The following is a 20,986-nucleotide window of genomic DNA, read 5'->3' as shown; positions in this document are numbered from 1 at the left end:
TTCATTCGATTGCGAAGGGAGGAAAATCGCAAATGAATATCCTGAGACGAACATTTCTTGCAGCCGGCGCCATCCTGTTGGCGGCGACCGGCGCGCTGGCCGCGGACAAGGAACCGGTCAACCTTAAATTCGCGTCGTTCAACGTCGGCGGAAGCTGGTACATCTACGCGACGAGTCTCGCCGACATCGCCCAGAAGGCGCTGCCGGAGGGCTCGACCGTCGAGGTGCTGCCCTATCAGGGCGGCGTCGGCAATCCTATCCTCGTCGACCGCGGCGACGCCGATCTCGGCCTGTCCTTCTCGGCGCTTTCGAACTGGGCCCGCCAGGGTATCGTCAGCTTCAAGGAACCGCACGAGAACATCCGCGCGCTGGTCGGCGGCCTCAACATTCCGCATCGTCTCGGCATCGTGGTGCGCAAGGGTGCCGGGATCGAGAGCCTCGCGGACGTCAAGACCAAGCCGGTCCGCCTCGTGACCGTCCAGATCGGCGGGGCCGGCGAGGCGCTTGCCCGCATGGCGCTCGAAAGCTACGGCCTCGGCTACGAGGACATCGAGAAGGCCGGCGGCCGGGTCACCCATATCGACCTGCCGGTGGCGATCCAGCAGCTGCGCGACGGCCAGGCCGACATGTTCATCCACAATATCGGCTATCGCCAGCCGGACGTGATGGAGCTGGCGCTCGGCGGCGACATCACCTTCATCCCGCTCGGCGAAGAGCAGATGAAGGAGATCGCGGACAAATACGGACTTCAGACCGGACTTTCGATCCGCGCCGGCGAGTTCGAGGGCGTCGACAAGGCGGTGCCGTCGGTCGGCTATCCGACCGGCGTGATCGCCAATGCGAACATGTCCGACGACGTGGCCTACACGATCACCAAGGCGATCTGCGAGAACCAGGACAAGGTGCGCGCGGCGCATTCGAGCCTTGCCGAGTTCGACTGCAAGACCGCCGGCGATCCCGGCCGCAACGGCGGCGTGCCGCTGCATCCGGGCGCCGAGCGCTTCTTCAAGGAGCAGGGCTGGCTCAAGTGAGGATGCGAGGGCGGGGCCGATCTGCCGGCCCCGCCCTCCATCTCTCGACGCCCATCGCCGGGCGGAACCTTTGCCGGCCGCAGGCACCCTCGGCTCATCGAGCAGGCACCCCCTCAATCCACGCAAACGCCCGGCCTTTCGCCAGATGCCGGCGCCCCAGGGACAGTCGTCGGAACGAAACCCCATGAAGACCTTGCAGTTCGCCATACGCTGGATCGCCATCGGGCTCACCGTGCTGCAGCTCTGGACCATCCTGGTCGAGCCGATGCCGCTGATCCTGCATTACGTGCTGTTCCTCGCCGCGGTCCTCGTCCTGGTATTCGGGGAGGATCTGGCCGAGCATGGAACGGCGGCCCGCGCGGCCGACGTCCTGCTGATCGCCGCGACGATCGGCTGGGCCGTCTTCATGGCCCTGAACTTCGAGCGCTACGTGACCCGCATCGCCTTCGTCGACCGGCCGACGACGGGCGACCTGGTCGCCGGCACGGCGCTGGTGGTCACCCTGTTCGAGGCGACCCGGCGGGCGGCCGGATGGGGCCTCTTCGTCATCGCGCTGCTGTTCACCGCCTATGCCTTCTTCGGCAATTTCCTGCCGATCTCGATCGGCCATTCGGGAATGTCGCTGTCGCGCTTCGTCGACGTCCAGGTGCTGTCGAACAACGGCATCTTCGGCATCCCCCTCGGCGCCGTCGTCGGCTACATCTTCTATTTCATCCTGTTCGCCACCTTCCTGGAGATCTCCGGCGGCGGCAAGCTGTTCATCGACCTCGCCTTCTGGGCGACCGGCCGCACCCGTGGCGGGCCCGCCAAGAGCGCCGTCATCGCCTCGGGCCTGATGGGCTCGATCAACGGCTCGGCCGTCGCCAACGTCGTCGGGACAGGCACCTTCACCATCCCTTTGATGCGGCGCTTCGGCTACAAGCCGCCCTTTGCCGCGGCGGTCGAGGCAGCCGCCTCCACGGGCGGGCAGCTGATGCCGCCGATCATGGGGGCGGCGGCCTTCGTCATGGTCGAGCTGACGGGCCTCGACTACGTCACCATCCTGTTCGGCGCGGCGATCCCGGCGCTGCTCTACTACCTCGCCATCCTCTTCGCGGTCGACCTGACGGCCAAGCGCGACGGGCTGCGCGGCCTGAAGGGCGAGGAGATGCCGGACGTGAAGACCGGGCTTTGGAAGCGCCTGCATCTGCTCATTCCGCTCGTCATCCTCGTCTACATGATGATCGACGGATCCTCGCTCGCCATGGCGGCGATCTACGCGCTGGTCGCGACCGTCGCCGTCTCGATGGTCACCAGGGAGACCCGGCTGACGCTGATGAAGGTCGTCGACGGCTTCGAGAAGTCGGCCCGGTCGATCCTGATCGTCGCCGTGCCCTGCGCGATGGCCGGCCTGATCATCGGCGTCATCGTGCAGACCGGCATCGGGCTGAAGTTCACCGGCTTCATCCTCGCCCTCTCCCAGGGAAGCCTGATCCTCTCCCTCGTCGCGGTCATGGTCGCCTGCATCATCCTCGGCATGGGAATGCCGACCGTTTCCGCCTACATCATGGTCGCGATCCTGATGGCGCCGGCGCTGACCCAGCTCCACCTCTACATCCTCTCGGTCCACCTCTTCATCTTCTACTTCGCGCTCCTGTCCTTCGTGACGCCGCCGGTGGCGCTCGCCTCCTACGCGGCCGCCGCGCTCGCCCAGACCAGCTCCACCACAACCGGCATCCAGGCCTTCAAGCTGACGCTTCCCGGCTTCCTCATTCCCTTCGCCTTCGCCTACAACCCCGCTCTGGTGATGCACGGCGACTGGTGGGAAATCATCTGGGTTTCGGCGACCTGCGCCTTCGGCATCTACGGCATCGCCGGCGCCTTCGTCGGCACGCATTTCCGGCGCTCGACGACGATCGAGCGGGGCGTCGCCCTGATCGCTGCCATCCTCCTGATCTCGCCGGAATTCATCACCGACATCGTCGGCGCCGCGCTTCTCGTCGGCATGCTGGCGCTGCAGCTGCGGCGTCCGGAGGACGATGCGGTGGCGGCGACGCACGCCGCGATCCTTCCCGCCGAAACGGGAAAGCCAGCCCATCAGGAGATGCCCCGCCATGCCAGCTGACCTCCTCGCCTGCGCCCGGATCGGTCGGCGGCGGCTCGCCGCCGCCGGGACCTTCGCCTCCACCGACCCCGCCACGGGGGCGCATCTCGGAGACCTCGCCGACAGCGGCGCGGAGGCGACGCAGGCGGCGATCGAGGCGGCGCGGCGATGCTTCGACCGTTCCCTCTGGGCCCAGTCGCCGCGGCTGCGCCAGGACATCCTGCTGGCCTGGGCGAGCGGTCTCGAGGCGGCCATGGAGGATGCCGCCCGATGGCTCACGCTCACCAACGGCAAGCCGCTTTTCGCCGCCAAGGGGGAGATCGCCGCTGCGGTGAGCGAGATCCGCTATTATGCGGGGCTCGCCCGCCACAATCCCGGCCACGCCATGGAGGTGGCCCCCGGCGAAATCTCGGTGATGCTGCGCGAGCCGGCCGGCGTCGCCGGCATCATCGTTCCCTGGAACGCGCCGGCCGTCCTGCTCATTCGCTCGCTGGCGCCGGCGATCGCCGCCGGCTGCACCTCCATCGTCAAGCCGGCGCCCCAGACTGCGGCCTTCACCGAGCGCTGCCTCGCCCCGCTCCTCGACCTGCCGCAGCTTCCCGAAGGCGCCGTCTCGGTGCTGCCGGAAAGCGGCCATGCCGTCGCCCAGGCCATGGTCGAGAGCCCCGACGTCGACGTCATCTCCTTCACCGGCTCCAACGAGGTCGGCCAGGCGATCATGGCCGCCGCCGCCCCGACGATGAAGAAGCTTTCGCTGGAACTCGGCGGCAAGAACTGCTGCGTCGTCCTCGAGGATGCCGACGTCGCCGCGATCGCCCCGAAACTCGCAGCGGCGGCGACCATCATCTCCGGCCAGCAATGCACCGCCGCCCGGCGCGTGCTGGTTCACGAGAGCCGCTTTGCGGAAACGAAGTCCGCCCTTGCCGCCGCGCTGTCCGGCATCAGGGTCGGCAACGGCCTCGAGGCGGGCACCGAGATGGGCCCGCTGATCACCGTCGGCGCCCGCGACCGCGTCAGGCGGCGGATCGAGGCGGTGTTCGACGCGGCGGACGAGGTGGTGCTCCGCCACGACGTCCTGGAGGATGCCCCGGCAGGCTCGGCCTTCCTGACGCCGTCGCTCGTCGCGCATCGCGATCCGAAGGCCGACTTCTGCCAGGAGGAGATCTTCGGCCCGATGCTGGTGATCGAGCCCTTCGCCGACGAGGCCGAGGCGGTCGCCAAGGCCAACGACACGGTCTACGGCCTGTCGGCGTCGGTCTGGACCAATCGCGGCGACGCCGCCTGGCGGATCGCGCGGGCGCTGCGCGACGGTACCGTCTGGATCAACGACCACAACAAGCTCTTCGCCGAGGCCGAGACCGGCGGATACCGGCGCTCCGGCCTCGGACGGCTGCACGGTTTCGACGCGCTTCTCGACTTCTGCGAGTTGAAGCACGTCTATCAGAACGTCGGCGTCGTCGGCGCCTGACATGGCGGCGGCCCGATCGGAAGCGGCCATCAGGCTCGAGCTATAGCGATACGCTATTCAAAACATCATCGCTTATTATTATGAACTCTCGTACGCGCGTCGTACCCTTCCTCTAACCCACGGGGAGAAGCGCTCGGCATCGGGGAGGTCGAACCGAGCGCGGCGCAAGGCATCCGGCGGAGAGCATCGAAGCTGGCGGGCGCGGCAATGGCCGGTCCGTGCCGGGCTGCCGTTGTGTCCATGTCTGGCAATCACATGCGGTCCGAAGGCCGCCAAAACGGGTAGGGAGGCCCCATAACGACGATCATCAAACGCTATTGCGCAAGATTGACCCCCGCGCTGTTCGGTGCGGCGCTGATCGCGGCGGGAAGTTCGGCATGGGCGCAGGACGCCGCCGTCAACCTGACGGTCGCTTCATTCCAGCAGGGGTCCAGCTGGTACGTCTACGCGGTCAATCTGTCCGAGCTGTTGCAGAAGAAGCTGCCCGCCGGCTCGACGGTAGACGCCCCGCCCATCGCCGGCGGCATCGGCAATCCGGCTCTGGTCTCGAAAGGCCGCGCGGATCTGGCTTTCGGCATGGCCGTGGTGGGAAGCTGGGCGCTCGAGGGCAAATACGCTTATGACGCACCGCTCGACAATCTGCGCGCGCTCGTCGGCGGCTGGGACCAGTACTATCTCGTGCCCATGGCCCGAGGCGCGGAGGTGTCGGGCAAGCTCGACGACTATTTCGAGTCCCATCCGGAAGCGAACGTGACGCTCCTGCGCCGTGGCAGCATCGGCTCCTTCGGAGGCGAGCAACTTCTGGACATCGCGGGCGAAGGCGAGGATCGGCTCTCTTCCTCCGGCGGCAGCTACGAATTCGGGTCGTTCGACATGGTCAAGTCACGCTTCGCCTCGGGTTCCGGCGACGTGTTCATCCAGGTTGGCACTCGTGGCCATCCCGGCATCACCGAGATCGCCCAGACGACGCCCTCGACTTTCCTGCAACCCTCGCAGGACGAGCTCGACGCGATGCGCGACTCTTACGGCTGGCAGGTCGCAACCCTGCCATCCGGAACATTTCCCGGGCAGGACTCCGACCTCGACCTCCCCGGCACGACGACGACCCTCTTCGCCAGCACCGAGATGTCCGACGATCTCGCCTACGAGATCGTCAAGACGATCTGCGAGAGCGCCGACACTCTCAAGCAGGCACACAAGGCGCTGTCGAATTTCAGCTGTGAGAACGGCGCCTGGAAGATGGAGAACAATGGTCTGCCGCTCCATGCCGGCGCCGAGCGATATTATCGCGAGAAAGGCTGGCTGAACTGATCGGCGGCGGGTAGCGAAGCGATGCCGACGACGGACACCGCGGACGCCGGTCAGCGCCCCTTCGGATGGAGCGATCTTCTCGCTCCCGCCGCGCTCATCGCGCTCGCCTGGACGATCGGCCAGATCGCGTTCGCGATCTGGCCGCAGATCGACACCCTCGCCCAACGCGGCATCCATGTCGCCTTCGCCGTGTCGCTCGCCTTCGCCATGCAGGCGGGGCAGGCGCCGTCGCGGGCGGGACGTGCGCTCTGGCTGGTACCTGCGTTGTTGGCGCTCGGACCCGGCGCATACATTGCCTGGAACGCCGAATTCCTGATGAGCGAGCGCATTCCAGGCCTCGATCCGGTGGCGACGGCCGACTACGCTCTCGGCATTCTGCTGATCGTGCTCCTGTTCGTCGGGGGCAAGCTATATCTCGGCTGGGGCCTGACGATCTTCGCCGCGGCTTTCGTGGTCTACTTCTTCGCCGGACCTTACCTGCCCGGCGTCTTCGCACACCGCTTTTCAGGGCTCGAAAGCTTCATCGATTCACAGTTCCTGTCGCAGCAGGGGCTCTTCGGCGTGCCGGTCGGCGTGTCGGTCTCGACCGTCTTCTACTTCATCCTCTTCGCGGCGATCTACGACGTCTATGGCGGCGGGCGGCTGATCATCGACCTGGCGCTCACGCTCACGGGCCGGCGAACCGGCGGACCGGCCAAGGCCGCCGTCACCTCGTCTGGCCTCCTGGGCAGCGTCTCGGGGAGCGCCGTCGCCAACGTCATGTCGACCGGCATCTTCACCATCCCGCTGATGCGCAGGAGTGGCTACGATCTGCGTTTCGCGGGAGCCGTCGAGGCCGCCGCCTCGACGGGCGCGCAGCTCGTTCCACCGGTCATGGGGGCCGCCGCCTTCATCATGGCGGACTTTCTGCAGATGCCCTATCAGACCATCGTCTTCGCCGCGATCCTGCCGGCGGCGGCCTACTTCATCGCGCTCCTCATCATGGTCGATCTCGAGGCTCGGCGGCGCGGCGCCCGTCCAGAACGGGGCGCTGTGGAGACCCCGATGGCGTCGGTTCTTTCGCAACGCGGCCATCTCCTCGTTCCCCTGATGTGGCTCGCCTACCGGATCGTGGCCGGCTATCCGGTCGAGGGTGCGGCGATCGAAGCCTGCGCCGTCACCGTGGTCGTCGGGACGCTGCGCAAGGCGACGCGCCAGAACCCGATCGCCGTTGTCGAGGGGCTGGTGGTCTCGGCGCAGCGCGCAGTCACGGTCGCCCTGCCTTGCGCTCTGGCCGGCATCGCGGTCGCCGTCATCAGCTTCACCGGCCTCGGGACCAAGTTCACGAGCTTCATGGTGACGGTTGCCGCCGGTCAGGTCCCGCTCCTCCTCGTCCTCGCGATGCTGTCGAGCCTGGTTCTCGGAGCCGGCATGCCGACGACCTCCGCCTATATCATGGCCGCGATCCTGCTCGCGCCGAGCCTTTCAAGCCTCGGGGTCGAGCCGCTGGTCGCGCATTTCTTCATCTTCTATTTCGCGATCCTGTCCATGGTGACGCCGCCCGTGGCACTTGCGGCCTACGCCGCCGCCTCGATCACCGGGGCATCCGCCTCCGAGACCGGGTGGCGGGCCTTTTCGCTGTCGCTTCCGGGCTTCGTCATCCCGTTCGCGGCCGTCGTCCATCCCGGACTGCTGCTCATTGGATCGCCGCTCGACTCGGTCTGGGCGATGACGAACGTCGTCATGGGCTTCCTGGCGATCGCCGCCGCCACGATCGGCTGGCTGTTCCGCCCGCTTCCGGCTTGGTCGCGCGGCGTCTTTCTGGCCGCCGGGATCTGCAGCGTCCTGCCGGGGCTCGTCTCGACGCTCGCCTGTTTCGCGATCATTGTGGCGCTGGGTGCCTGGGCTTTCCAGACCAGAGCGCTGCAGGGGCGGAAGGCGATGGGGTGAGAGGGAGGGCGTCAGGCGACAGCGCCGGGTCCCGGACCAGCCTCGCGAGCTCAGGCAGGTTCCCGGCGAGGCACGACGATCCGCGTGGTCATGACCTGGACGACCGCGCCGTGCTGATTGCGCGTCTCGCTGCGGATGGTCACCGTGCCGCGGGTCGGCCGGCTCCGCGACGGGCGGCATTCGAGGATCTCGCTGAACACCCGAAGCGTGTCGCCGGGCCTCGTGGCGCGGAGCCATTGGAGCTCTGCCCCGGCGCCGATGAGACCGCCTGCGACGGGAAGGCCCTCCAAGACGAAGCGGCGCATGGTCAGGGCGGCGACGTGCCAGCCGCTCGCGACCAGCCCGCCGAAGAAGCCGTCCGCCGCCGCGTTCTCGTCGAGATGGAATGGCTGCGGATCGTAGCTCTCCGCAAAAGCCTTGATGGCCTCCGCCGTGACGGCGAACGGCTCGCTCTCGAAGCGGCGTCCGACGTCGAGATCGTCGAAATAGAGTTCCTGCGCCACCGCAGCGTCCTTTCGTCGACATGCGAAGGAGGCGCCACGCCGACGCCCCCTCCGTTCTCCCCTTCGATCGGGCTGCAGCCCGCGCGTCGCTCAGCCGGCCGGCGTCGCCGAGGTCGTCGGCCGTGTCTTCTCAGGTGCAGGCCACTCGACCAGCGCCGAGACGACGGCGCCCGCGAACAGCGCCCAGAACGGCGCGCTGATGCCGAGGATCGCGACGTTCGACATCGCAACCACCAGGGCGACGAAGGCGCCGATCTGGAATCCCGCGGCTTTCGAAAAAGCCGACTGGAAGGCCATCACCAGAACGTTGATCATCGCAAGCCCCGCCACCGCGCCGATGAGCGGGCCCGGCAGCATCAGGACGAGCGGCACCACCGCGCCGGCGAAGATGCCGAAGCCGGCGAAGAGAACGCCGTTGACGACGGTCGCGGCATAGCGCCCCCGCTTGTCCTCGCCCGCCTGGTCGGACGAGCAGATCGCCGTCATCGGCCCGGCGATGTTGGCGTTGTGGCCGCCCAGAAACCCCGCAAGGATGCCGCCGACGCCGGAAATGATCGTCATGGCGTTGACCGGCGCGGGGTAGTCTTCCGCCAGGAGGACGCCGGTCGCCTGGGCGTTCTCGGCGCCCACCACCAGGATGGCGAGCGGCACGGCGATCGCGAGGAAAGCGTCGAGCGTGAAGGCCGGCGCGGTGAATTCCGGCGCCACGAAGCTGATGCCGGCGTCGTTCGTCCCGAACGACCCGGTCAGGGCGACCGCGATCAGCCCGACCACCAGCGCCGACAGCACAGGCGGCACGACCTTGACGAAGCGCATCGACAGGAAGAACGCGACGATCGCGGCGCCGACGACGAGCGGCAGCTTGTCGATCGCGGTGACCGCACCGATGCCGAAACGGATCAGCGCCCCGGCGATCATCGCCATGACGATCGGCATCGGCAGCCAGCGCATCACCTTGCCGATCAGCCCCGTGACGCCGAGGACGAGCACGATGACGCCGGCCATGACGAAGGCGCCGACGGCCTGGTCGAACGGGAAGGTCGCGAGCGACCCCGCCACCAGCGCGGCGCCGGGAATCGAATAGGCGCCGGTGATGGGCATCCGGTAGTGCAGCGCCATGACGAAGCTGATCAGCCCGCCGAGCCCGTAGATCGCCAGCAGCCAGGCGACCGTCTGGCCGTTGGTCAGATGGCCGGTCCCCGCCGCACCGATGACGATGAGCGCCGGGCCGGAGCAGCCGAAGATCGCGGCGACGAGACCGGCGCTGCCCGTCTTCAGATTGAGGTTCGCCGGCAGATCCCGGAGGCCGGATGCGATCCCCGGTCCCGGTTCGATGAATCCTCGCTTGCTTGCGTCCATGTCTGCCTCCCTGTGAAATTCGACTTCCGGCCCCGGCAGCGACGCCCGTGCACGCCGCCGACGCTCCTCCCTCAGCGCCCCGTGAAGTTCGGCTTTCGCTTTGCGTGAAAGGCTTCGACGCCTTCCTTGAAATCCTCGGACTGGCGCAGGCGGCTGTAGTTCAGCCCCTCGAGCTCGATCGCCGTCGTCAGGAAGGCGTCGTCGGTTTCGTTCAGCATCTTCTTCGCCGTGCGCTGGGCGAGCGGCGAGAACTCGAGGAGCTCGTCCACCAGCGCGTCGACCGTCGCTTCCAGTTCGCCGTCGGCGACGCATTCGGTGGCGATGCCCCATTCCACGGCCGTCTTCCCGGGGATGCGCTTGGAGCGCATCACGATGTCCTTGGTGCGGGTGACGCCGACGATCTTCTGCAACCGTGCGGAACCGCCGGAGCCCGGAATCTGGCCGAGCTTCTGCTCGGGCAGGGCGTAGAAGCAGGTCTGCGAGACGATGCGGAAATCGCAGGCGAGCGAGATCTCGAAGCCGACGCCGAAAGTGTAGCCGCGATTGGCCGCGATCACCGGCTTGGAGCAGCGGGCCGGCGCGGCGACGTTCCAGGCGAGCTTGGAGACGTGCTCGGGGCTCGCCTCCATGAAGCCCTTGATGTTGCCGCCGGACGAGAAGTGCTCGCCCTCGCCCGACAGGACGACGATGCGCACGCGCTCGTCCGCGTCGAGGGTCTCGAAGACGAGGCGCAGCTGGTCGCGCTGCGGCATCGAGATGACGTTGAGCGGCGGGCGCGAAAGCGTCACGTCGGCGCGCTTTTTGGCGGGATCGATGGTCACCTTGAAGCCGTCGAGTTCGGCAAGGCGCGGATCGGTGAAGCTGTAGGTCTCGCTCATGGGTCTGGTCGTCCTTGAATGTCTGGAAAGGGAAAGTGCCGGCCTCAGGCCGGCCGTGCCGTCTCGGCCTGGTATTCTCCGGCCACCAGCTTGCGGCGCAGCAGCTTGCCGACCGGCGATTTCGGGATCTCGTCGACGAAGACATAGGCGCGCGGGCGCCGGAAATTCGCCAGGCCGGAGGTCTTGCAGTGGGCGTCGAGATCGGCCTCCTCGACGGGCTGCGAACGCTTGACGAAGGCCGTGACGATCTTGCCCCAGCGCTCGTCCGGGAGCCCGACGACGGCGACCTCGGCGACGGCCGGATGCAGCGACAGGCAGCTCTCGACCTCCACGGGCGAGACGTTCTCGCCGCCGGTGATGATCATGTCGTCGGCGCGACCGGTGACGAAGAGGTCGCCATCCTCGTCGAAATAGCCGGTGTCGCCGGTGAAGTACCAGCCGCCCCGCAGCGCCTTCGCCGTCGCCTCGGGACGCTTCCAGTAGCCCTCGAAGGCCTCGTCGCCCTTGAGCAGCGCGACGATCTCGCCCTCCTCGCCGGGCTTGGCCCGTGTCTCGGCGTCATTGGCGCCGAGCGGCACCACGCGGATCAGCTGGTTGAGGCCGGATCGGCCTGCCGAGCCCGGCTTCAGCGGCGCGTTCTGGTCGATCGTGCAGGTATAGACCTCGGAAGATCCGTAGTGATTGACGAAGAGCTCCGGCTCGAAGGCAGCATTCAGCTTCTTCATCAGCCCGTCGGTCATCGAGGCGCCGGCGAAGCCGAGCTTGGTGACCGAGGCGACCTTCTGCCTGGTGAACGCCTGGTGATGGATGATGTCGTGATAGAGCGTCGGCACGAGATAGAGGTTGGTGACCTTCTTCGCCTCGATCGTCTCGAGCGCTCCCGCGACGTCGAAGCGCCGCAGGCAGACGAAGGCGCCGCCGATCAGCGAGGAGGCGAGCAGCGACCGCACCCCCATGGTGTGGTAGAGCGGCATGACGCCGAGGGTCCGCTCGCCGTGGCGGTAGAGGTTCTGCGCCACATGGGCGAGAGCCGCCGCGCGCTCGGCGCGGTGCCGACGCGGCACGCCCTTCGGACGCGAGGTCGTGCCCGAGGTGTAGAGCATCAGCGACCAGTCCTCGGCCGATGCCCTCGGAGAAGCGTCCGCTGCGCTGCCCGACAGCATGTCAGAGAGCGAGTCCGCGCCGCCCTCGGCCTTGCCCGCCATCACTCGTGGCAGGTTCTGAGCCTTTCCGGACGTGGAGACGGCCTCGGCGGAGACGTCCTGATAGAAGACCGCTCTCGCTTCGCTGTCCTCCAGGGCGTAGTCGACCTCGTCGGGCTTGGCACGCCAGTTGATCGGCGTGACGATCAGGCCCGCCAGCTGGCAGGCCCAGTGCAGCGAGGCGTTCTCCCAGCGGTTCTGCATGACGGTCAGGACGTGGTCGCCGGGCTTCAGGCCCATCGTGCCGAGGCCGTCCACCAGGGCCGAGATCTTCGCGAACCATTCGCCATAGGTCAGGTCGAGGTCGCCGTCGGAGATCGCGAGCGCGGTCGGATCGCGTTCGACGCTGGCGATCAGGCTGGTTCCAAGGTCAAGCATTCGCGGCCTCCTCCTTCAATTGCGCCTGCGCGGCGAGCGCCGCCTTCACGATCGGCGTGTAGCCGGTGCATCGGCAAAGGTGCCCGGACAGATGCTCCCGGATGGTCTCCTCGGAGGCATCAGGCGCGCGCTCAAGCAGCGCGTCGAGGCTCATCAGGATGCCGGCGGTGCAGAAGCCGCATTGCAGCGCGAAATGCTCGCGGAACGCGGCCTGGAGCGGCGAGAGCGCGCCCGGCGCAAGCTCCAGCCCCTCGACGGTGCGGATGTCGGCGCCTTCGGCCTGTGCCGCGAGCATCAGGCAGGCACGCACCGGTTCGCCGTCGAGCTGCACCGTGCAGGCGCCACAGACGCCGTGCTCGCAGCCGACATGCGTGCCGGTCTCGCCCAGGACGTGGCGCAGAAGGTCGGTCAGCAGCATGCGCGCCGGAGCCTGCGCCGTGACGTTTCGCCCGTTGAGGCGAAAGCGGACCTCGTGGCTTGCCTCGCGGCTCAGCTTCGCCATGCGATGGCCTCCTCGACGGTTTGGCGCCCGAGCGAGCGGACGAGATCGCGGCGGTAGCGGGCGCTGGCATGCAGGTCGTCGCGGGCGCCGAGGCTCCAGGCGAATTCGTTGAGAGCGTCCTCGAAGCCGTCGTCGGCCGGGTCCGGCAGCTCGATCGCCTGCGGCGTATCGGCAACGCCGCCGACGGCGAGGCGGTTCGTGCCGTCCGCCCGTGCGATCGCCGCGCAGGCGACGATGGCGAAGTCGCCGTGCCGACGCGCGACCTCGTTGAAAGCGGTTCCGGTTCCCATCGGATGGCTCGGAAAGGCGACCGCCTCGATCATCTCGCCGGGTTCGACGGCGGTCGCCATCATGCCCATGAAGAAGGCGGAGGCCGGCAGGACACGTTTCTTGCGGCGATTGCGCAGATGCACCTCGCCGCCGAGCGCCAGAAGGGCGAGCGGCAGCTCGGCGCTCGGATCGGCATGGGCGAGCGAGCCGCAGACCGTGCCGCGCGATCGCGTCTGGGCATGACCGACCCAGGGCAGTGCCGAAGCGACCAGAGGAAGCAGCGCGGCGAGCGGCGACCAGCGCTCCAGCTCGACCTGCTTCACCGCGGCGCCGACGACGATCTGCCCCTTGCGCTCCTCGATCCGGCAAAGCTCCCGGATCCGCATGACGTCGACCAGAACCGAGGGCCGCGCGAGCCGCATGTTGAGCATCGGCACCAGCGACTGGCCGCCGGCGATCACCCGCGCCTCGTCCCCCGCCTCGTGGAGCGCCTCCAGCGCTTCGCCGAGACTGTCGGCCCTGACGAAATCGAAGGGGGCCGGCTTCATCGGCCACCTCCGATCAGGGCCCTGAGGCGGGCGAAAAGGCCGGCGCCCGGCATGTTTCCGGCGCCGGCGCGGCCACCGCCGGCATGGGTGGCGAGCGCCTTGAAGAACTGGCCGATGACGACCCGCGCCGCCCCGTCCAGGAGCCGGCCGCCGACCGAGGCGACCTTGCCGCCGATCGCCGCCTCGTAGGAATAGGCGATGCGGGTGCGCCCGCCGCCGAGATCTTCGAGCGTGACGCGCCCGGATCCTTCGCCCGAACCGAGGGCGCCGACGGTCCTGCCGGTCAGCGTCACGCCGTTCGGCTCGTCGAGATCGGACAGTTCGATGTCGGCCTTGTATCGGCCTTTCACCGGGCCGACGCCCAGCGTCACGTCGGCGGTGAAACGGGTGTCGGAGACCTTCTCGACGCCATGGGAGCCGGGGATGATCGCCGAAAGCGTCGCGGGATCGAGGAGCATGCGCCAGACGTCTTCGCGCGAGGCCGCGACGTCGGCCGAGCCCTCGCCGGTCAGCTTGCGCCCGCCGCCGGGCGCGGCTTTTTCGGCCGGCTTCGGCGTCACCTTCGGCTGCGGCTCCTCGCCCGCGAGAAGACCGGCGATGCGGCTCGGCGAGAGGGGCAGCACGAGGTCGTCGGCGCCGATCGCGTCGGCGACCGCATTGGCGATGCAGGCCGGCGTCGACATGCAGTTGCCCTCGCCCACCCCCTTGGCGCCGAGCGGCGTGAAGGGCGACGGGCTCTCGTAATGCAGGATGACCGGGTCCGGCACCTCCATCACCGTCGGAATCAGATAGTCGGCGAGCGTACCCGACCGGAAGCTCCCGTCCGCGCCATAGGCGAACTCCTCGAGGAGCGCGGCGCCGAGCGCCTGGGCGAATCCGCCGCGCACCTGGCCGTCGACCATCGCCGGATGCAGGATCGTCCCGCAGTCGTGCATGGTCACGTAGCGGTCGATCCGGACCTCGCCCGTCCGCCGGTCGATCTCGACGCCGCAGAAGTCGAAGATGAAGCCGTGACAGAGGGAGGAGTTCACCTCGTCCTCGGCGTTCGGCGCATCGAGCTGTTCCGGCGTCCAGAACACCGTCTCCCGTATGGTCTGGTCGACCGATCCCGGCAGCGTGCCTGGCGCCCAGTGCGCCGCCGCGGCGACGCGGGCGAAGGAGACCGAGTTGTCGGGATTGGACCGCGAAAGAGCCCGGCCGCCGGAAAAATCGACGTCGGCCGCCGCAACGTTCAACTGCCCGGCCGCGACCTCGGCGAGCTTTGCCCGCAACCGGTCGGCGGCGAGCTTCGCGGCTCCGGCGACGGCCGGCGCGAAGCGGCTGGAATAGTTGCCCGATGCGATCGACCAGGCGTCCCGCCCCGTATCGACGTCGGCCACCACTGCGATCGCCGCCGGATCGAGTCCGAGGCCGTCGGCGACGACCTGCGAGAGCACCGTGCGATGGCCCTGGCCCTGCGGCACCGAGGCGACCTTCACGGAGACCGCCCCGAGCGGATCGATGGCGATCGTCGCCGTCGCCTGGGCGCCGTTCTTCGGTCCGGCGTTTGCGCGCTGGCCGGGCGTCAGGACGGTGGTGATGTAGCCCATGTTGGAAACGCTCGGCTCGACCACGGCGGCGAGCCCGATGCCGTAGAGCCGGCCTTCGGCCCGCGCTTCGTCGCGGCGGCGCGTGAGTTCGTCGAGACCGCCCTCCTCGACGGCGCGATCGAGCGCCGCCTGATAGTCGCCGGAATCGAGCAGCGCCCCGCTCGCCGTGCGGTAGGGAAAGCTGCCGGCGGGGACGAGATTGCGTCGGATGACGGCCAGCGGATCGAGTCCGAGTTCCCTCGCGATCCGCTGCATCAGCCGTTCGAGGGGAAAGTAGATCTGCGGCCCGCCGAAGCCGCGATTGAGACCCGTCGGCGTCTTGTTGGTCAGGACCACGCGGTTGCGGATCGCAAGATTGTCGATCGCATAGGCGCCGGTCATGTTGCCGTGCATGCGGTAGAGCGTCGCCGGCTCGGGCGCGCGCAGATGCGCCCCGCAATCCTCGATCTGATCCCACGAAAGCGCGGTGATCCGCCCGTCCGGCTCGACGGCGGCCTCCAGCCGCGTCACCCGGTTGGTCGCCGAGACCGAGGCGGCGAGATGCTCCAGCCGGTCCTCGATCCATTTGACCGGCCGTCCGGCGATGCGCGCGGCGACGCCCATCAGGATCATGTAGGGAAAGACGCCCTGCTTGATGCCGTAGCTGCCGCCGGAGGACGGCGGCGTCCTCAGCCGCATCCGGTTGCCGGGCACATTCAGGGCGCGGGCGACGACGGCGTGGATCGAGAACGGGCCCTGGAAATTGGCGAGGATGTCGTAGGCGTCCTCGCCGGGATCGTAGCTCGCGACGACGCCGTAGGTCTCGATCGGCGTGCAGGAATTGCGCGGATAGGTGACGTCGATGCCGATCCGGTGCGCCGCGGAGGCGAAGGCCCCGTCCGGGTCGCCGTAGGAAAAGCGCCGCTCGTTGATCAGGTTGCCGCCGAGCGAGGGATGCAGAACCGGCGCGTCGCCGGACAGCGCCGCGACCGGCTCCACGACCGCCGGAAGAACCGCATAGTCGACGGCGACCTTCTCCGCCGCATCCTCGGCGAGATAGCGGTCGGCGGCGACGACGACCGCCACCGGCTCGCCGACATAGCGCACGCGGTCGGTGGCGATCGGCCAGCATTCGACATCGGCCTTGACGCCGACGGTCATCGAGCGGGTGAGGCGCCTGATGTCGTCGCCGGTGACGACCGCCGCGACACCCGCGCTCTTCATGGCGTCCGCGACGTCGATCGAGCGGATGTCGGCATGGCCGTGCGGCGAGCGGACGATCGCCGCGTAAAGTGTCCCGGCCGCCGTCGGCAGGTCGTCAACGAACCGCGCGCGCCCCGAAAGGAGCGCCGCATCCTCGACGCGCGGAACCGATCGGCCGGTCCAGCGACCGGCGGACGGATTGATCGTCATTGAACCTCCCTGACGCCCGAGCGGACGCCGTTGAGGGGAGGTTACGGCCCGCGGGTCGGCGCCCGCGATCCCGAGACGTCGCAGCGCTTACCGAAGAGTCTCATAATCGCCGCCGCGCAGCGCCGAGACGTGGCGGAAGGCGGTCGGCGAGGATCCGGCATGATCGTGGAAGAAACGCGAGAAATGCGCCGGCGCGGAAAAGCCGAGGCTCTCGGAGACGGCGGCGAAGGAAGCCGTTCCTTCCGCCACCGCCTGGACCGCGCGTTCCATCCGCACGACGTTGAGATAGACCCGCGGGCTCACCTTCAGCGAGGCTTCGAAGAGCCGGAAGAAATGCGCCCGCGAGAGGCCGACGTCGCCGGCCAGCCGGTTCATGTCGCCGACGCGGCAGGGATCGGCCTCGATCATCCGTGCCGCCTTGCGCACCCGGTGATCGACGAAGGAGGCGGCCGCGAGGCGAAGCGAATACGGCGTGCCGCGCCAGTCGGTGAAGCGTTCGACGACGGCGATCATCAGCTCGGCGAGGAGCCGCTCGTGACGGGGCGCGTCGCCCGGATCGTGCACCATCGCCTCGGCGAGGCTCCGGGTCAGGCGGCGGATCGCCGGCGTCGTCGCGCCGACCGCTTCGGTAAAGAAGTCAGGCGCGCCGCTTGCCTTCCAGTTCGGGCGAAATGCGCCGAGCCAGTCGGGCTCGATGTAGAGGGCGAGGATGATCGTCGCCGGCTGCCCGTCGAAATGGGCGTAGGCGTGCGGCTCCCATGCATTGATCAGGACGGCGCTCTCGTCGGTGAGCGGCACCATGCGCCGGCCGACCGAAAACTGCGCGTCCGCCCCCTCGACCTTCAGGAGAACGTGGCAATGCGGATGGGCGTGCCGCACCAGCGGACGGTCCATGTCGAGGAGAGCGACACGGCCGAAGGTCCCTTTCGCAAGTCTGAGCGCATTCGACATTCCGCTTTGATAACACATGCCTGTCCCCGAGGCACGGCGCACCGCCTGCGGCTCGGGGCGCAAGCCTCGGCGCCGCCCCATCTCGGCAACGCCGGCGACCGGCGGGCGGGCACCGGAAACCGCGCGGCACGGGGGCTTCGTGTCTCGAGGCCCCCGTCGCGCTTCCTCAGAACTTCGCCTTGAGGGTCAGCATCGCGTTGCGCTCCTCGCCGTAGAAGTTGAACACCGAGGTCGAGCCGACCCGGGCATAGTACTTCTCGTCGAAGAGGTTGTTGATCCTGAGCTTGGCCGAGAGGTTCTCGTTGAACTCGTAGCCGAGTTGCAGGTCGACCACCTCGTAGCCCGGCGCCTCGATGGTGGTCGAGCCGCTCACCGCCGAGAAGTCGCTGTAGACCTTGACCCCGCCGCCGATCGACAGGCCGTCCCACCAGGCATCGGCCGAATGGAAGGTGTAGTCGGTCCACAGCTGCAGCTGATGCTCGGGTGTATAGGGGCTGAAGACCGAGCCGGCGCTGCTGCCTTCGACATATTCCGTCTCGGTGTAGGTGTAGCCGGCCTGGACCTGCCAGTCGGGAAGCAGTTCGCCGGCGATCTCCAGCTCGACGCCCCGCGCCTCGACCTCGCCGAGGGCGACGTAGTTGCCGCTGGTGTCCTGCTCCGCCCGGTTCTTGTCGTGCAGCTGGAAATAGGCGACCGTGCCGTTCAGCGCCCCGCCGTAGAATTCGCCCTTGAAGCCGGCCTCGATCTGATCGCCCTGACGCGGATCGAGCAGGTCGCCGTTGACGTCGCAATAGGTCTGCGGCTGGAAGGTCTCGGTGTAGCTGGCATAGGCCGAGATCTGGTCGGTCAGATCGACCACCGCCCCGACATAGGGCGTGAAGTGGCCCTCGATCTCGATCTCGTCCTGGGTGGCGCCGGTCAGAAGGTTCTCGGTCGAGGAATCGTACCAGCTGACGCGCCCGCCGCCGATCAGCGTGACGCGGTCGATCGGCTTGATGCGCAGCTGCCCGTAGATGCCGGTCTGATGCTGCTCGCTGTCGGTCTGGGCGGTGTAGTTGACGGTCGGCTCGGGGATCGACGAGGCATCCCAGTCGTAGAGGTTGTGGGTACCGGCGATCAGGCCGGAGGCCGAGAGCAGCGTCGTGTCGATCCGGCGGTAGTCGGCGCCGAGAAGCACGTTGTGCTCCTGGCCGAACAGCGTGAAGGGCTTGGAGACGAAGGCGTCCAGCGCCAGCGACTTCTCGTCGAAGTCCCTCGCGAGCCAGCGGATGCCGTTGACGTTGCCGTCCTGGTCGGCGGCGCTTCCCGCCCAGCCGTAGAGGAAATCGGCGTCGCGGTCGGAATAGCGCAGCGCCACGCGGGCGTGGCCGCCGTCGTCGAACTTGTGCTCGACCTCGGCGATATAGTCGTTGACGTCGTTGTCGAAGCGGTTCCAGTCGGCGCCGGTATAGGTCGAGCGGTCGAGGTCGATCAGCGAGCCGTCGGCATAGGTCGGCAGGCCGTTGAACGGCGTGATGTCGCGTTCGAGATGGCTGAGGATGAAGGTCGCCGTGGTCTGGTCGGTCAAGTCGACCGAGACGGTGCCGTAGGCGACGCCGGACTTGTTGTCGACGACGTCGACCATGTTGTCGCCGTCCTGATAGGCGCCGACGATGCGGCCGCGGATGGTGCCGGCCTCGTTCAGCGGCCCGCCGACGTCGAGTTCGCCCCGCCCGGTGTCCCAGGATCCGTACTGGCCTTCCAGATAGCCGTGCCAGGCGTCCGGCGCCTTCTTCAGCGCCATGTTGATGGCGCCGGCCGGCTCGCCCGTGCCGCCGAACAGGCCCGACGGCCCCCGGAGGATCTCGATGTGGTCGACGATCGCGAGGTCCGGCTGGGTGCCGTAGACGCTGGAGAGCGGCGCCGGCAGGCCGTCGAAATACAGCGAGTCGAATTCGAAGCCGCGGGAGAAGATGCTGGAGCGGCCGTTGTCGTTGTTGAGGACGACGATGCCCGGCGTCTCGCGCAGCGCCGTGTCCAGCGAGGTGTAGCCGCCGTCCTCGATACGCTCGCGCGTGACGACCGTGGTCGACTGCGGGATCTCGCGCGGCGGCCGCGCCTCCTTTTCTCCGACGCTGATCAGGTCGGTGGTGTAGCTGTCGGTGCCTTCCGTCTCGTAGCTCGACCCGTCGACGACGACCGTGTCGAGCGCGATGGTCGAACCGGCGGTCTGGGCGAAGGCATGCCCGGCGGAAAGCGCGGTCAGCGCGCTCGTCGCCGCGAACGTGCGGAACAGCCTGGCGCGGATCGTCCGCAGCGGGGGATTGAAGCTCATCACCAACTCCTCGAACTCCGGCCGGCGCCCCCGACGAAGGACTTGCGCCGACGCGTATAAACCTGTCATTTCGGGTCAAGTTTTACGGAGGGGCCGGGACGAGGGCCAGCGTGCCGCTTTTGCGGGCCTGTCAAAGACGTTTGCGATGGGTGCACCGGGCGCGGCCGCGGCAATCATGGCAGGATTGTGTTGCGCGTCGGCCACGCATGCGGCGGGAGACGCCTGCCGTCTTGCAGAGGCGCGGCCGGCCGCCCCGGACCCCGCATCGTGAAAGGACTGGCGTGAACGCCGCAGACGATCTTGCCGAGGAGACCATCGCCGCCAGCCGGATCGCCGACGCCTCGGCGATCGTCGGCCGCAAATTCGTCTGGCTGCGCGGCGGCGCCGTGGAGGACGGCGCGGCGCTGAAGGGGCAGTACCGGCTGACCGAACTGCGGCCCGGCCTCGTCCTCCACGCCTCCGACACCACCGAGCTGGCGGATCTCGACACGCGGATCGAGCAGCGCTCGGGCGTCACCTTCTACCTGTTCCTGAAGGGGGCGGTCGACGCGACCATCGACGGACGGCCGATCATGCCGGCGAGCGAGGGCGACGGCGCGAGCGTGCGCGCCGCGGTGATGGTCCGCACCCGCCCGACGGTGTTCTCCCGCCGCTCGCGGCGCGGCGAGCACCTGCGCAAGGTCAACGTCACGGCGTCCCACCAGTGGCTCGCCGACTGCGGTCTCGCCGATCCGAAGCGCGCGCCGGTCATCGCCGAGTTCTGCCGCACCCATCTCGCCCGCCACGGCTGGCGGCCGGGCGCCAGCATGATCGCGATCGGCGAGCAGATCCTCAGGCCGCCCTCCTACGAGCCGGCCCTGCAGAAGCTCTATCTGGAAAGCCGCGCCCTCGAACTCATCGCCGAGGGCCTCGGCCAGCTCGACATGCGACGCGCCTGCTGGGCAACCGGCCATGTCGGCCTGCGCGACCTCCACCGGATGCGCCGCATCGAGGATTTCCTGCGCGAGCTCGCCAATCCGGCTCCCAGCCTCGACGAGATCGCCGCCGCGACCGGCGCCAGCGTCAGCACGCTGCAGCGGCTGTTCCACAGCGTGCACGGCATGAGCGCCTTCGACTATGTCCGGCGCCGCAACCTCAACCGCGCCCGCCGGGCCATCGAGCAGGAAGGCCTCAGCGTCGCGGAGGCCGCACACCTCGCCGGCTATCGCAGCGCCTCGAACTTCTCGACCGCCTTCAAGCGGCATTTCGGCATCTCGCCCGGCAGCGTGCGTTAGGGCG

The 20,986-nt window shown here is 68.3% G+C and carries 15 protein-coding genes; 6 read left to right on the top strand and 9 right to left on the bottom strand.

Features of this window, described 5'->3' with window-relative positions:
• Positions 1–32: 32 nt before the first annotated feature.
• The 5 genes from J1C47_RS08850 (at position 33) to J1C47_RS08830 (ending at position 7,822) form a co-directional block, all read left to right on the top strand.
• Positions 33–1,031 carry a TAXI family TRAP transporter solute-binding subunit gene (locus J1C47_RS08850; protein WP_207350386.1) on the top strand — a complete coding sequence of 333 codons (999 nt, stop codon included), beginning with the start codon at positions 33–35 and terminating at the stop codon, positions 1,029–1,031.
• A gap of 184 nt (positions 1,032–1,215) precedes the next feature.
• On the top strand, positions 1,216–3,135 hold the full coding sequence (locus J1C47_RS08845) for a TRAP transporter permease (RefSeq protein ID WP_207350385.1): 1,920 nt from the start codon (positions 1,216–1,218) through the stop codon (positions 3,133–3,135).
• The gene (locus J1C47_RS08840; protein ID WP_207350384.1) at positions 3,125–4,582 is read left to right on the top strand and encodes an aldehyde dehydrogenase family protein; all 1,458 of its coding nucleotides are present in this window, start codon (positions 3,125–3,127) and stop codon (positions 4,580–4,582) included. Before J1C47_RS08845 ends, J1C47_RS08840 begins: the two co-directional genes overlap by 11 nt.
• A gap of 327 nt (positions 4,583–4,909) precedes the next feature.
• On the top strand, positions 4,910–5,893 hold the full coding sequence (locus J1C47_RS08835; protein WP_207350383.1) for a TAXI family TRAP transporter solute-binding subunit: 984 nt from the start codon (positions 4,910–4,912) through the stop codon (positions 5,891–5,893).
• Positions 5,894–5,914: 21 nt separating this feature from the next.
• A complete protein-coding gene (locus J1C47_RS08830; protein WP_207350382.1) occupies positions 5,915–7,822 on the top strand; it encodes a TRAP transporter permease in 1,908 nt (635 codons plus the stop codon).
• A 50-nt stretch (positions 7,823–7,872) separates the two neighbouring features.
• Here J1C47_RS08830 and J1C47_RS08825 read toward each other — a convergent pair whose 3' ends face one another.
• From J1C47_RS08825 to J1C47_RS08785, 9 genes are all read right to left on the bottom strand, one after another.
• A complete protein-coding gene (locus tag J1C47_RS08825) occupies positions 7,873–8,325 on the bottom strand; it encodes a MaoC/PaaZ C-terminal domain-containing protein (protein WP_207350381.1) in 453 nt (150 codons plus the stop codon).
• 90 nt (positions 8,326–8,415) lie between these two features.
• On the bottom strand, positions 8,416–9,684 hold the full coding sequence (locus J1C47_RS08820; RefSeq protein WP_207350380.1) for a benzoate/H(+) symporter BenE family transporter: 1,269 nt from the start codon (positions 9,682–9,684) through the stop codon (positions 8,416–8,418).
• 71 nt (positions 9,685–9,755) lie between these two features.
• Complete coding sequence (locus J1C47_RS08815) at positions 9,756–10,562, bottom strand: enoyl-CoA hydratase/isomerase family protein (protein WP_207350379.1); 807 nt, start codon at positions 10,560–10,562, stop codon at positions 9,756–9,758.
• Between the two features lie 44 nt (positions 10,563–10,606).
• Positions 10,607–12,142, bottom strand: coding sequence for an AMP-binding protein (locus tag J1C47_RS08810; protein ID WP_207350378.1), 1,536 nt, complete (start codon positions 12,140–12,142; stop codon positions 10,607–10,609).
• A complete protein-coding gene (locus tag J1C47_RS08805; RefSeq protein WP_207350377.1) occupies positions 12,135–12,644 on the bottom strand; it encodes a (2Fe-2S)-binding protein in 510 nt (169 codons plus the stop codon). Before J1C47_RS08805 ends, J1C47_RS08810 begins: the two co-directional genes overlap by 8 nt.
• Complete coding sequence (locus tag J1C47_RS08800) at positions 12,632–13,462, bottom strand: FAD binding domain-containing protein (protein WP_207350376.1); 831 nt, start codon at positions 13,460–13,462, stop codon at positions 12,632–12,634. The genes J1C47_RS08805 and J1C47_RS08800 overlap by 13 nt, the downstream gene beginning before the upstream one ends.
• Complete coding sequence (locus J1C47_RS08795) at positions 13,459–16,443, bottom strand: xanthine dehydrogenase family protein molybdopterin-binding subunit (RefSeq protein ID WP_207350375.1); 2,985 nt, start codon at positions 16,441–16,443, stop codon at positions 13,459–13,461. The genes J1C47_RS08800 and J1C47_RS08795 overlap by 4 nt, the downstream gene beginning before the upstream one ends.
• A gap of 87 nt (positions 16,444–16,530) precedes the next feature.
• Positions 16,531–17,394, bottom strand: a complete 864-nt coding sequence (locus tag J1C47_RS08790) for an AraC family transcriptional regulator (RefSeq protein ID WP_207350374.1) — start codon at positions 17,392–17,394, stop codon at positions 16,531–16,533.
• A gap of 166 nt (positions 17,395–17,560) precedes the next feature.
• A complete protein-coding gene (locus J1C47_RS08785; protein WP_207350373.1) occupies positions 17,561–19,708 on the bottom strand; it encodes a TonB-dependent siderophore receptor in 2,148 nt (715 codons plus the stop codon).
• 281 nt (positions 19,709–19,989) lie between these two features.
• On the opposite strand from J1C47_RS08785, the gene J1C47_RS24115 reads away from it, so the two are divergent.
• Positions 19,990–20,982: a helix-turn-helix domain-containing protein gene (locus J1C47_RS24115; protein WP_207350372.1), complete on the top strand. Its 993-nt coding sequence runs from the start codon at positions 19,990–19,992 to the stop codon at positions 20,980–20,982.
• Positions 20,983–20,986: the final 4 nt, after the last annotated feature.

It is taken from the genome of Jiella sonneratiae (genome assembly GCF_017353515.1).
GTDB classification, from domain to species: domain Bacteria; phylum Pseudomonadota; class Alphaproteobacteria; order Rhizobiales; family Rhizobiaceae; genus Jiella; species Jiella sonneratiae.
This window is presented reverse-complemented; position numbering and strand designations above follow the sequence as displayed.

Bases quoted from the DNA above. Each gene is read 5' to 3' on its own strand.
- J1C47_RS08790 (WP_207350374.1), bottom strand. From the start codon at position 17,394: ATGTCGAATGCGCTCAGACTTGCGAAAGGGACCTTCGGCCGTGTCGCT.
- J1C47_RS08840 (WP_207350384.1), top strand. From the start codon at position 3,125: ATGCCAGCTGACCTCCTCGCCTGCGCCCGGATCGGTCGGCGGCGGCTC.
- J1C47_RS08800 (WP_207350376.1), bottom strand. From the start codon at position 13,462: ATGAAGCCGGCCCCCTTCGATTTCGTCAGGGCCGACAGTCTCGGCGAA.
- J1C47_RS08815 (WP_207350379.1), bottom strand. From the start codon at position 10,562: ATGAGCGAGACCTACAGCTTCACCGATCCGCGCCTTGCCGAACTCGAC.
- J1C47_RS08820 (WP_207350380.1), bottom strand. From the start codon at position 9,684: ATGGACGCAAGCAAGCGAGGATTCATCGAACCGGGACCGGGGATCGCA.
- J1C47_RS08785 (WP_207350373.1), bottom strand. From the start codon at position 19,708: ATGAGCTTCAATCCCCCGCTGCGGACGATCCGCGCCAGGCTGTTCCGC.
- J1C47_RS08845 (WP_207350385.1), top strand. From the start codon at position 1,216: ATGAAGACCTTGCAGTTCGCCATACGCTGGATCGCCATCGGGCTCACC.
- J1C47_RS08810 (WP_207350378.1), bottom strand. From the start codon at position 12,142: ATGCTTGACCTTGGAACCAGCCTGATCGCCAGCGTCGAACGCGATCCG.
- J1C47_RS08795 (WP_207350375.1), bottom strand. From the start codon at position 16,443: ATGACGATCAATCCGTCCGCCGGTCGCTGGACCGGCCGATCGGTTCCG.
- J1C47_RS08830 (WP_207350382.1), top strand. From the start codon at position 5,915: ATGCCGACGACGGACACCGCGGACGCCGGTCAGCGCCCCTTCGGATGG.
- J1C47_RS08850 (WP_207350386.1), top strand. From the start codon at position 33: ATGAATATCCTGAGACGAACATTTCTTGCAGCCGGCGCCATCCTGTTG.
- J1C47_RS08805 (WP_207350377.1), bottom strand. From the start codon at position 12,644: ATGGCGAAGCTGAGCCGCGAGGCAAGCCACGAGGTCCGCTTTCGCCTC.